We start from the raw sequence: 12,741 nt of genomic DNA on the forward strand, positions 1-12,741 counted from the left end.
TTGTTCAGGATATAGCAAAAGTAATGTATAATATTATTTAATAAGGTAAATTTAACTCGCTAATTAATAACAATAAACTATAGTGTGGATAAGGATAAGTGAGCTTATTAAGGAGAGTGCAGGTGCGTCTTATTCCCGCAGTTTTTTATTTTTCAAGTGCAACAGAGCACAACTTCCAAAATCAACTCAATAAAAGCTCAATGCGTCTTGCTGATGCATCACTCTATCTAGTAACACTGTTTTTATTGTCTTTTATTTTTATGTCTTGGTTTAATCAACAAGAGCCTGCTAATTCAACCATAACAATTTTACGTGTAGTTATGGTGTTGTTATCGATAGTCCTCATTATTATAAATAAAACACTAAGTTCAGAGTACTTGCATTCGCGCTTTTTCATTTATGCGGTTTTATTTTGTTTTTTATTTAGTTATTTCTTCTGGGTATATGTGCAACGCTATAGTGAATTAAAAGAGGGTGGACCTATGCTTGTCGCTGCTGCATTTATAGCCATACCGATGCTGCACTTAGGACATAAACTGGTTTTATGGTCAATAATTGGCATTGCCCTGATATTTATTGAGCTTTTTTCTTCTACTTCGATTGCGTGGACACTTTATTTTTATTTCAGCATAGTTATTGTACTGGCCATAGTGCAATATCAACTAGATATCCTATTAAGAAAGCAATATAAAGCGGAATTATTTGAAACTGAAAAAGCCAATACCGATCAATTAACAGGTATGCATAATCGGCATAGTTTTGATAGACGCTGTAAAGCATTAATTAACAAGTTAGCGCCATCACAATATTTAGGGTTAGCCATGATTGATGTCGACTATTTTAAAAATTATAACGATAACTACGGCCACTTAGAGGGAGACAACGTACTAATAGCAGTCGCAAACCGCCTAAAACATTGTGACGCTGATATTGTGGTGCGTTTTGGTGGTGAAGAATTTATATTGGTAAAAATATTACAGGCAAATGAGTTAGATTGGTTGAGTGACTTACCTAAACGCTTTGCAGACGATCCGATTGCGCATCAGTATTCACCCTTTAACCGTATTACTGTCTCTGCTGGTATTGCAATTGATAAATACACTACATATAGACCTTCAATTAAATCATTGTTGGCAACAGCTGATGTAGGGGTTTATAAAGCTAAAAATGCAGGACGAAATATCAGTATTACCGATTTTGTTGACCCTAAACAACCTGAAATTGAGTAAGACAATGCAAAGCACTAAGCTGATAGTGCTTCGCATTAAATCGGATTACGAAAATGCAGATTCGGCGAGCTCTTCTTGCATTTGTTCACGCATTTTAAATTTTTGCAATTTGCCGGTTACCGTCATCGGGTAATTTTCAACAAAGCGAATGTATTTAGGTTGTTTAAAGTAGGCGAGTTTGTCCTTTAAAAACAGACGAATTGCTTGCTCATCAAGCACTTCACCTTCTTTAGGCTGGATCCAAGCACAGACTTCTTCGCCAAATTTTTCATCACTAATGCCAAAAATAGCGGCGTCTTGTATACCCGGATAGGTGTAAAGCACTTCTTCAATTTCACGCGGATAAATGTTTTCACCACCACGAATAATCATGTCTTTAATTCTGCCAACAATGCTAACAAAGCCCTCACTGTCCATTACCCCTAAATCGCCCGAGTGCAGCCAGCCTTCATTGTCAATGGTTGCTTTGGTTTTCTCTTCATCATTCCAGTAGCAACGCATTATACCGGCTCCACGGCTACAGACTTCACCAGGCTGCCCGATTTTTTGAATTTCACCAACCTCATCAATAATTTTTACTTCGGTGTGTGCAAGTGCTCGGCCAACCGTAGTGACTTGACGCTCAATAGAAGAGTCGGTTTCGGTAATGTTATTAATTGGGCTGCATTCTGTTTGCCCATAGGCAATTACCACCTGATTCATATTCATGAGTGTTTGTACTTTACGCATCACCTGTTCAGGACAAGTTGAGCCTGCCATAACACCCGTTCGCAGTGTACTTAAGTCATACTCGTTAAAGTTATTGAGCTCTAACTCGCTTATAAACATAGTGGGTACACCATGAAGGCCGGAGCATTTTTCTTGTTGTACCACCTCTAATGTAGTTTTTGGATCAAAAGAATCACTTGGATAAATTGCAGCGGCCCCTTTACTGACACACAATAAACTGCCTAATACCATGCCAAAGCAGTGATATAGCGGAACAGGAATACAGAGCTTATCGCGCTCAGTAAAGTGCATAGCTTGTGCGACTAAAAGCGCATTATTCAATATATTTTTATGCGTCAACGTAGCCCCTTTAGGGTTTCCGGTGGTGCCAGAGGTAAATTGAATATTGATATCTTGATTGCAATCGAGGGTTTTGGCCACCGCTTGCAGTTCTAATTTATGTGCATCGGTGGGCATGCTCATAACCTCATTAAAGGAAAACATCCCATCGACGGGTTCATCACCAATACAAATTACATTTTTTAAAGTGGGTAATTTGACTGCGGTTAACTCACCTTTGTTACAACCGCTAAGCTCAGGCGCTAAACTTTGCAGCATATTAATATAGTGGCTGCCTTTAAATTCAGTTGCAGTTATAAGCGTAGAGCATTCCACACTGTTTAGTGCATATTGCAGTTCACTAGGGCGGTAAGCTGGGTTAATGCATACCATAATGGCACCTATTTTAGCGGTGGCAAATTGTGTTAAGCACCACTGTATATTGTTCGGTGACCAAATACCGACCCGTTCACCAGGTTTTACCCCTAAAGCCAGTAACCCCATAGCAAGTTGATTAATCTGCTGTTGAAATTGCTTATAGCTTAAACGTATATTTTGATGGGCAACGACTACGGCCAGAGCGTCTGGGTTATTGTCGACAATGGCGTCAAAGTAATCGCCTATGGTTTGTTCTACTAATGGTGTGCTCTGAATTCCTTTGAAATAGCTGCTTGATAGCGGTATAGTGTTTATTTGCTCTACTTCTTTTATCACTTTTTGTGTCGCTTTCATGACATACTCCATGTTTTTATTTTTGAGAGGCCTGCTGTTTAAATAAACACGAATTGTCGACAAAAGGAAGAGGGTTAGACTAATGTATTATACCAATCGGCAATAATACTAAATCATTTTGAGGGGGCAAATCAGACGCTAGCTGTGTTAAAAATTTCTCATTTAGAACAACTAACTAACGAAATTTTTGCTTTGATATCGACACGATTTTCCTCCCTCAAATTAGATCACTTAGTTAAGCGAATTGGTATTACTGTTTTTATGTAGAATTTAAAGACAAAAAAACGCGTACTCTCTAGCGAATACGCGTTTTTATAAGGGTGTAATTAATTTACATTTCGTCGCTGCGATACGTTTTTTTCATGATGTAAACGTAAGCATTAACAAATGCATTTTCTTGATACTTTTTAAGACCGGTGTCTTCAAACGCGATAGGTATCGGATTACGTTTTACTTGTTCTTTTATTTCGGTGGTTGAAAACACGCGTACATCGAGATTATCGATTAACTGAATAGCGGTTTCCATTTTGAATCCTTTAGCGCTGCCAGCAAACTTACCTTTAGGTTGGCGTTCGCGAATGGCAACCGAATCAATTTGGTAATCTTGCATTAACTTGGCAAAATCAAACTGAAACTTACGCATTACTTCAGTGTCGTTACCGTTACCTAAGGTAAAACGTGTTTGGCGCACATCACGAATATCAAAAACGTCATTATCTTTACTTAAAATACAAAGTAGTACATCACTACCGGTAATTTCTACACCACATGTTCTCATTGCTAATCTCTACTATAACTTAATTACCCGTTATTATACGCAACACGCATTAAAATGCGAGTTTAAGCACTTACAGTGGTGTTTTTGTTAGCGCTTAACGTCCATTCGTCATTTTGATGTAACAAGGTCTGTTTATCTTTGCGGCTAAATGTGCAGCCCTCCTTTTTTTAGCCAAGACAGCGCTATGGTTTGTTTACTTTAAATAGGTGTGAGCGTTACTCAATTTTTTACTTAGCGCCAGGTGATAGCTCCCGGGCTTTAACTAAATCGCCCCTAGATTGAACAAATCCTAATATAGAAAGCCAACAGACTGCTATTAAACGTTATTAATTGCACTTTTATGGTAAAATTGAGTGGTTTTTAATAGCTTAAAACTTGTAATTAATACTGCAGCACGCGACAATAACTCTCTTGTAGTTGAGCAGACTCAGCATCTACATTAGCCATTTTTGGCGAAAAATAGTCAATGCTTATTCGTAAAAGCGTTGTCGAGTCATTCTAATTTAATTAATTAAAAATACACGTGATACATTGTAGGTGTCACCACTGTATGTAAGGATTTATAATGCCAGTTATTACTCTTCCTGACGGTAGTCAGCGTAGTTTTGAAAACCCTGTAAGCACACTTGATGTAGCAAATGATATAGGCCCAGGTCTTGCTAAAGCCACCATTGCGGGTCGTGTTAATGGCGAACGCGTGGATGCATGTGATTTAATTTCAGCCGACTCTCGTCTTGAAATTATTACAGCAAAAGATGACGATGGTTTAGAAATTATTCGCCATTCTTGTGCCCACCTAATTGGTCATGCTGTTAAGCAACTTTTCCCAGACGCTAAAATGGCGATTGGTCCTACTATTGATAACGGTTTTTACTATGATATCGATATGGAACATTCGTTATCTCAAGATGATCTTGATGCTATTGAAAAGCGTATGTTACAGCTTGCAAAAACAAACTACGATGTAGTGAAAAAAACCGTTAGCTGGCAAGAAGCACGCGATACTTTTGCGGCGCGTGGCGAAACATACAAAATAGAAATTCTTGACGAAAATATTGCTCAAGATGATCGCCCAGGTTTATACCACCACGAAGAATATGTAGATATGTGTCGTGGACCACACGTTCCTAATATGAAATTCTGCCAAAACTTCAAAATTATGAAGGTAGCGGGTGCATATTGGCGCGGTGATTCTGAAAATAAAATGCTGCAACGTATTTACGGCACAGCGTGGGGCGATAAAAAGCAACTTAAAGCGTATTTAAAGCGTTTAGAAGAAGCTGAAAAGCGCGATCACCGTCGTATTGGTAAAGCACTTGATTTATGGCACTGGCAAGAAGAAGCGCCAGGCATGGTATTTTGGCACAACGATGGTTGGAGCATTTACCGCGAGTTAGAAGAGTTTGTGCGTGAAAAATTACGTGAGTACCAATACGAAGAAGTAAAAGGTCCAATGATGATGGATCGTTCGTTATGGGAAAAATCAGGTCACTGGGAAAAATATTCAGAAGCCATGTTTACTACGGAATCTGAAAAGCGTGAATACGCAATTAAGCCAATGAACTGTCCAGGTCACGTACAAATATTTAACCAGGGTTTAAAATCATACCGTGATTTACCACTGCGTATGGCTGAGTTTGGTTGTTGTCACCGTAACGAGCCATCAGGCGCGCTTCATGGCTTAATGCGTGTGCGTGGCTTTACCCAAGATGATGCGCATGTATTCTGTACTGAAGAACAAATCATGGATGAAGTATCGGCCTGTATTAAAATGGTTTACGATACGTATGAAACATTCGGCTTTGAAAAAATTGTAGTTAAACTTTCAACTCGTCCAGAACAACGTATCGGCGAAGATGAAATGTGGGACAAAGCTGAGCTTGCACTTGCTGATGCCCTTAAAGCAAATGACATTGAATTTGATTACCTACCAGGTGAAGGGGCGTTTTATGGTCCTAAAATTGAATTTACTTTGTACGATTGCTTAGACAGAGCGTGGCAGTGTGGTACAGTGCAACTAGACTTTGCATTACCTGGTCGTTTAGGCGCAACATATGTGGCTGAAAATAACGAACGACGTACACCTGTTATGATACACCGCGCTATATTAGGGTCTATTGAGCGCTTTATCGGTATTTTAACAGAAGAGTATGCTGGTTTATTCCCAACGTGGCTTGCGCCTAAGCAAGTGGTGATTATGAATATCACCGATAAACAAGCACCGTATGTTCAGGAAATTGTACAAAAATTAAATAAACTTGGAATTAGAGCCGCTGCTGACTTGAGAAATGAGAAGATTGGCTTTAAAATCCGTGAGCATACACTTAAGCGTATTCCTTACTTATTGGTTGTTGGCGACAAAGAAGTTGAGCAACAAGAAGTAGCAGTACGAACTCGCACAGGTGAAGACCTAGGCAAATTTAATGTCGATGATTTTGTAGCTAAAATCAGTGAAGAAATCAAAAATCGACAGTAAAAATCGAGCGTGTAGGGCAAGCAAAAATAGCCAGCTACACGCTTATATTATTGATATTCTTGGAGGAACGTACTATTAGAGGCGGCAAGAAAGGGCAACAAACAGCTCAAAAAAATCGTATTAACGAAGAAATTACAGCGCAAGAAGTTCGTTTAATCGACATCGACGGCGAACAAGCTGGAATTCAGTCATTAAAAGACGCGCAAGCTATGGCTGATGCAGCGGGTGTTGATCTTGTAGAGATCAGTCCAAATGCTGAGCCGCCTGTTTGTAAGGTTATGGATTACGGTAAGTTCATCTTTGAAAAAAGCAAAGAACTAAAAGAGCAGAAGAAGAAGCAAAAGCAGATCCAGATTAAAGAAATCAAATTCCGTCCAGGTACGGATGAAGGTGATTATCAGGTTAAGCTACGCAACTTACGCAAGTTCTTAGAAGCTGGCGATAAAGCTAAGATAACTATCCGCTTCCGTGGTCGTGAAATGGCTCACCAAGAAATTGGTATCGAATTATTAAACCGTATTAAAACCGATTTAGAAGAGTTAGCAGTTGTTGAGTCTTTCCCAAATCGTGTTGAAGGTCGTCAAATGGTTATGATGATGGCACCGGTTGCTAAAAAGTAATAATTAGGCGATAATACGCACCGAATTTAGCTCAGGTTTGCAAGTGATGTGAAAATGTCCACCTGAGTTAACCGGTTTTAAAGTAAAACTGCGGTATTTATATCGGGTTTTCACCGGAACATAGCAGTAAGTTAGGCCTTTAAAGTGGAGCTATAGCAATATATCTCACGCCTTCTTACTAAATTTAAAGCAATACAATTGGAGTTATTGCAATGGCTTACAAGCTAAAAAGTCACAGAGGCGCAGCTAAGCGTTTCAAAAAGACTGCTTCTGGCGGTTTCAAGCGTAAACAAGCGCATCTTCGTCACATTCTGACTAAGAAAACTTCTAAGCGTAAGTTACACCTACGTCCTAAGATGATGGTTCATAAAAATGACCATGGTCTAGTTTCACGTATGTTACCATTCGCTTAATAGGGGTTTTTAGAAATGGCAAGAGTTAAACGCGGCGTTGTCGCACGTGCACGTCACAAAAAAGTTTTAAAACAAGCGAAAGGTTACTACGGAGCACGTTCACGTGTTTACCGCGTAGCTTTCCAGGCTGTTACTAAAGCGGGTCAATACGCTTACCGTGACCGCCGTGCTAAGAAACGTACTTTCCGTCAACTATGGATTGCACGTATCAATGCTGCTTCACGTCAAAATGGTCTGTCTTACAGCCGTTTTATCAATGGTCTTAAAAAGACATCTGTAGAAATCGATCGTAAGATCCTTGCAGATATCGCTGTTTACGACCAAGTTGCATTCGCAGCGCTTGTAGCAAAAGCAAAAGAAGGCCTAGCGGCAGCTTAAGTTTTTGTATAAGTAATGAAAAGGAGCCCATGGCTCCTTTTTTTGTGCCTGTAATTTATTATTTTTATGCGCTTGTAGGCTTTTTCCTTTATTTATTACCGTTGTGTGTTCGTTTTTTTAGGTACTTATTAGCCCTTTTTATTCAGTAGATGTTGATAGCGTGGCTGGGCTGCAACTAAAAATGCCGTTGGCTGTATTTTTTTGTTGAACCACCGCAGTTTTGGCAACTAGAAAAGTTTAATTGCTATAATTTTTCTTAATTAATGGGTTTGTTAGAGAAGTATATGTTTATAAGTTTATTGGTTTTATCTGCAAGTATGGCAAATAGCAATCATTTACCGCCATTATTACCATGGGAAGGTAGTAGTACCTCACTATTGCAACAACAGGGACCCTTAACCACAGACTTTGAAATTTCTGCAGGAGTCTCGTCTCCCAATTATGCTAATACCATGGCATTTGTTGATAGATTAGTGGCGGCGAATCCCACTCAATTTAAATCAAAAACGATTGGCTATAGTAATAGTAAACGAGCAATAAAAATGCTAATTGCTAGTGAGCAAGGTTTTTTTGATGCGGGGCAAATGGCCAATAGCACTAAACCTACCGTACTTATACAGGCAGGTATTCACGCTGGTGAGATTGATGGTAAAGATGCGATGTTTATGCTGCTTAGAGATATTGCGACAGGTAAGCGCCGTGACATTTTAAAAAAGGTAAATATTTTATTTATCCCAATATTAAACGTTGATGGTCACGAGCGTAGTAGTGCGTTTAATCGTATTAATCAGCGTGGCCCTGTCAAAATGGGTTTTAGAACAAACGCAAATAACCTTAATTTAAATCGTGATTACACTAAGCTTGATACGCCAGAGGTTAAAAGCGTACTTCAAGTAATTAATGACTATAATCCGAATTTGTATATTGACGTACACGTCACTGATGGGGCTGATTACCAATACGATGTAACGTATGGCTATAATCCTGTTTTTTCCAGTGAGTCGCCAGCCATTTCAGATGCGCTTAATCGTTATTTTAAACCTGTGATTGATCAAACCCTTGCTGAACAAGGCCATATACCGGGCCCATTAGTGTTTGTTATGGATAAACAAGAATTTAAATCAGGGCTGGCCGGTTGGGTTGCCACACCACGGTTTTCAAACGGGTGGGGTGATTTAAAGTCATTGCCTACCATTTTAGTTGAAAACCATTCTTTAAAGCCATACAAGCAACGCGTTTTAGGGACTTATGTGTTTATAGATGGTGCTATTGAGGCATTATCAGCGCATAAAGATAAACTCGCTAATGCAGTAAAAAAAGAACAAGAATTTGTTCCTAAGCAATTAATTGTTAAGCGTGGTTATTCTAAGCAGCCTGATCACATTGCGTTTAAAGGTATTGCTTATTCTAAAAGCCTGAGCCCATTGTCAAATCAACAAGAAGTAAGCTACTTGGGTAAAAAACAGGATTATGACAAGCTGCCTATTTTTTGGCAAAAAGAGGTGGAGCACACGGTTGAAGTACCAAAATCATTTTTTATTCCACCTGTTTACACCGATATTATTGAGAAATTAGCCTTGCATGGTGTGTCAATTAATAAGCTCAGTGGTGCCAACACTCAGCCCTTAAAAATGGCAAAAGTGGCGCAATATAGTTTTGATAAAGCGCCATTTGAGGGGCGTTTCAGAGTGTCGGCTAGTTTTGATTATGTACCGGCTACAAATGTGGATTTAGATGGTTGGTTTGAAGTCAGTACACAGCAAAAGGCGGGGGAGTTAGCTGTCCACTTATTACATCCTGAAGCGCCTGATTCATTTTTTGCATGGGGGGAGTTTAATACTATTTTTCAGCGCACTGAGTATATGGAAAATTATGCTTTGATCCCGTTTGCTGAAAAAATGCTTGCTGATGACCTTAAATTAGCCCAAGAATTTGATAAAAAAGTGAAGCAGGATAAAGACTTTGCTAAGAACGCTGATGCACGTTTAAACTGGTTATATGAGCATAGCCCATTTTATGATCAAGCTTATTTGAAATACCCAATTTTAATGTCATACGAAGAGAATATAGTTATTCCAGCGCAAAAAGATAAAGAAATATAAGATGAAAATAATCACTATTCCCGTAACCCCGTTTATGCAAAATTGCCGCATTATAGTATGTGAACAAACCCAGCAAGCTGTCGTGGTCGACCCTGGCGGTGATGCTGAAAAAATTAATGCATCACTTAAGCAGCATAATTTATCATTAGCAGCGATTTGGTTAACCCATGGGCATTTAGATCATGTAGGCGCTGCGCATAATTTACGCGAGCAACATAAGGTAAAGATGATTGGGCCTCATGAGAATGAACGTTTTTGGTTCGACAATTTACCGATGCAAGCCACTATGTTTGGCTTTAAACCGATCAACTCCTTCTATCCTGATGAATGGTTAGCCCATGGTGATAGTATCAAGGTTGGGCAGCTTGAATTTAAAGTACTTCATTGCCCAGGGCATACGCCAGGGCATGTTGTGTTTTATCAACAAGCACACAATACGGTTATCGTCGGGGATGTTATTTTCAAAGGTTCAATAGGGCGTACCGACTTTCCTAAAGGCGACAGCAAGCAGCTAATCGACTCTATAATGCAACATATCATGACATTACCACCGAACACTGCAATTTTAAGTGGCCATGGTGACAACACCCATGTTGCTCATGAACAGGCTACTAACCCATTTGTAAGTGGCCAGTTTGGTTGATGTGCATATTTGTTAAAAATAAGCAGACTGCTTTTTAAAAAGGCTGTATAATTTAACCAATTTATTAGATAAATAAGAAATAAAATGTCTCTAAATCACGTAGATCGCCAAATATTGGCACTTTTACAACAAGATGCAAGTTTATCAACCGCTGAAATTGCAGATAAAGTAGGCTTATCTCAGTCTCCTTGTTGGCGTCGTATTGCTAAATTAGAACAAGATGGCTACATCAAAAGTAAAGTCGCATTGCTTGATGAAAAAAAGCTTGGCTTTGATATGTTGGTTTACGCCCATGTACGTTTATCAAACCATGGTAAAAAGAATTTAGCTGAGTTTGAAAAATTAATACTTAGCTATGATGAAGTGACTGAATGTTACACCATGGCTGGCACTATGGACTTTATGTTGCGTATTATTTCTCAAGGCATAGAAGGTTATGAGCACTTTGTACGCGATAACTTGCTTAGCTTAGAATATGTACAAGAGGTTCATTCTAATGTGACCATGACGTGTGTTAAACGAAGCACGGCACTGCCACTTTAAACTTTACTAAGCAGCTAAAAACATACAGGCTGAATTAACTATAATTGTGAAATGAGCGCTAATTTGATAAAACCTAGCGCTTTTTTTGTTAGCGAAATAAAACTGAGGAACTCAATGTTTAACTTACTCAGCAGAGCGCCGAGCTCTGCTAAAAACGATATTCTCTCTGGATTGACAGTGGCACTTGCCTTGATCCCAGAAGCTGTTGCATTTGCCTTTGTTGCAAATGTAGAACCTCTTGTTGGTTTATACGCTGCATTTATTGTGGGCTTAATTACGGCTATTTTTGGTGGTCGTCCGGGTATGATTTCGGGTGCAACCGGTGCATTAGCGGTTGTGATGGTAAGTTTAGTACTTGATCACGGAGTGGAATACCTATTTGCCACTGTGTTGCTGATGGGACTACTACAAATATTGGCTGGGGTATTTAAGCTTGGTAAATTTATTCGTATGGTTCCGCATCCTGTTATGCTCGGTTTCGTTAACGGTTTAGCGATTGTTATATTTTTAGCCCAGCTTGGACAGTTTAAAGTGCCTGATGGTGCTGGCGGCCAAATGTGGATGACGGGCAGTGCGCTTTACATCATGTTAGGTTTAGTGGCGCTAACGATGGCAATTATTCACTTTTTACCAAAATTAACTACCGCAGTGCCTTCATCACTGGTTGCTATTGTTACTGTAACGGGTTTAGTGATTGGTCTTGATTTAGAAGCGCGTACAGTACTTGATTTCTTAAAAGGCATGACAGGAAATGAAGCTGCAACCATTGCCGGTGGCTTACCACAGTTTCATATTCCTATGGTCCCTTTTAACCTAGAAACACTACAAATTATCTTTCCATATGCGCTTATTCTTGCAGCAATTGGCTTAATTGAATCGCTGTTAACGCTAAGCTTGATTGACGAAATTACAGAAACCCGTGGCCATTCTAATAAAGAATGTATTGGCCAAGGTGCGGCCAACGTCACATGTGGTTTCTTTGGTGCAATGGGTGGATGTGCCATGATTGGCCAATCTATGATCAACATTAATTCAGGTGGGCGTTCGCGTTTATCAGGTATTAGTGCAGCATTGATGTTACTTGCATTTATTATCTTCGCTTCAAGCTTAATCGAAATGATTCCACTGGCGGCATTAGTTGGGGTTATGTTTATGGTGGTGCTGGGTACGTTTGAATGGGCGAGTTTCAAAATGATGAAACGCGTCCCTTTATCTGATGCTTTTGTAATTGTATTAGTTTCGGGTGTAACGGTTATTACCGACCTTGCGATTGCGGTGTGTGTAGGTGTTATTGTCTCTGCGTTAGTGTTTGCATGGCAGCATGCAAAACATATTTACACAACTAACTATATTGATAAAGAAGGTTCAAAAGTGTACGAGCTACATGGGCCTTTATTTTTTGGTTCGGTTAAAAACTTTGCAGATTTATTTGATGTTAAGAATGACCCTAAAGATGTGATTGTTGAGTTTAAATACAGTCGCGTTGCGGATCATAGTGCGATTGAGGCCATCGACAGCTTAGCTGACAAATACAATAAAGCGGGTAAAAAGCTGCACTTGCGTCACTTAAGTAAAGACTGTACAGAACTACTTCATAAAGCACGTGACTTAGTTGAAGTGAACGTAATTGAAGATCCGACTTATAAAGTTGCTTCAGATAAGCTTGCTTAAAAAATAAAAGTAAACATTGATAAGCGAAAGGTGAATTCCTTTCGCTTTTTTTATGCGCTTTAAACCATCCGCAAGGGGTAATTGCAACACGAGTTTTAGCCGGTTCAAC

Annotated in this window: 11 protein-coding genes; 9 read left to right on the forward strand and 2 right to left on the reverse strand. The window is 39.4% G+C overall.

Going from position 1 to position 12,741, the window contains the following annotated elements; genetic code table 11:
- Nucleotides 1-122: 122 nt before the first annotated feature.
- Complete coding sequence (locus tag P20439_RS11460; protein ID WP_008466938.1) at nucleotides 123-1,229, forward strand: GGDEF domain-containing protein; 1,107 nt, start codon at nucleotides 123-125, stop codon at nucleotides 1,227-1,229.
- Between the two features lie 45 nt (nucleotides 1,230-1,274).
- Here P20439_RS11460 and P20439_RS11465 read toward each other — a convergent pair whose 3' ends face one another.
- Nucleotides 1,275-3,008: an AMP-binding protein gene (locus P20439_RS11465; protein WP_008466941.1), complete on the reverse strand. Its 1,734-nt coding sequence runs from the start codon at nucleotides 3,006-3,008 to the stop codon at nucleotides 1,275-1,277.
- 331 nt (nucleotides 3,009-3,339) lie between these two features.
- Complete coding sequence (locus P20439_RS11470) at nucleotides 3,340-3,786, reverse strand: DUF3010 family protein (protein WP_008110482.1); 447 nt, start codon at nucleotides 3,784-3,786, stop codon at nucleotides 3,340-3,342.
- Between the two features lie 565 nt (nucleotides 3,787-4,351).
- Here P20439_RS11470 and thrS point away from each other — a divergent pair.
- The 8 genes from thrS to P20439_RS11510 all read left to right on the forward strand — a co-directional run bounded on the left by thrS (nucleotide 4,352) and on the right by P20439_RS11510 (nucleotide 12,632).
- Complete coding sequence (gene thrS / locus P20439_RS11475; protein ID WP_008466944.1) at nucleotides 4,352-6,262, forward strand: threonine--tRNA ligase; 1,911 nt, start codon at nucleotides 4,352-4,354, stop codon at nucleotides 6,260-6,262.
- 59 nt (nucleotides 6,263-6,321) lie between these two features.
- On the forward strand, nucleotides 6,322-6,882 hold the full coding sequence (gene infC, locus P20439_RS11480) for a translation initiation factor IF-3 (RefSeq protein ID WP_008466946.1): 561 nt from the start codon (nucleotides 6,322-6,324) through the stop codon (nucleotides 6,880-6,882).
- A 212-nt stretch (nucleotides 6,883-7,094) separates the two neighbouring features.
- Complete coding sequence (gene rpmI / locus P20439_RS11485) at nucleotides 7,095-7,295, forward strand: 50S ribosomal protein L35 (RefSeq protein ID WP_004587840.1); 201 nt, start codon at nucleotides 7,095-7,097, stop codon at nucleotides 7,293-7,295.
- Nucleotides 7,296-7,310: 15 nt separating this feature from the next.
- Nucleotides 7,311-7,673, forward strand: coding sequence for a 50S ribosomal protein L20 (gene rplT / locus P20439_RS11490; RefSeq protein ID WP_008110477.1), 363 nt, complete (start codon nucleotides 7,311-7,313; stop codon nucleotides 7,671-7,673).
- 284 nt (nucleotides 7,674-7,957) lie between these two features.
- Nucleotides 7,958-9,775 (forward strand): M14 family metallopeptidase, encoded by a 1,818-nt coding sequence (locus P20439_RS11495; protein ID WP_008466950.1) that lies wholly within the window; start codon nucleotides 7,958-7,960, stop codon nucleotides 9,773-9,775.
- A 1-nt stretch (nucleotide 9,776) separates the two neighbouring features.
- Nucleotides 9,777-10,418 (forward strand): MBL fold metallo-hydrolase, encoded by a 642-nt coding sequence (locus P20439_RS11500; RefSeq protein WP_008466952.1) that lies wholly within the window; start codon nucleotides 9,777-9,779, stop codon nucleotides 10,416-10,418.
- Between the two features lie 84 nt (nucleotides 10,419-10,502).
- Nucleotides 10,503-10,961: an Lrp/AsnC family transcriptional regulator gene (locus tag P20439_RS11505; RefSeq protein ID WP_008110469.1), complete on the forward strand. Its 459-nt coding sequence runs from the start codon at nucleotides 10,503-10,505 to the stop codon at nucleotides 10,959-10,961.
- A gap of 114 nt (nucleotides 10,962-11,075) precedes the next feature.
- Nucleotides 11,076-12,632 carry a SulP family inorganic anion transporter gene (locus tag P20439_RS11510; RefSeq protein WP_008110467.1) on the forward strand — a complete coding sequence of 519 codons (1,557 nt, stop codon included), beginning with the start codon at nucleotides 11,076-11,078 and terminating at the stop codon, nucleotides 12,630-12,632.
- Nucleotides 12,633-12,741: the final 109 nt, after the last annotated feature.

Origin of the sequence: Pseudoalteromonas sp. BSi20439 (assembly GCF_000241165.1) — a bacterium.
In the GTDB taxonomy this organism is placed as follows: domain Bacteria; phylum Pseudomonadota; class Gammaproteobacteria; order Enterobacterales; family Alteromonadaceae; genus Pseudoalteromonas.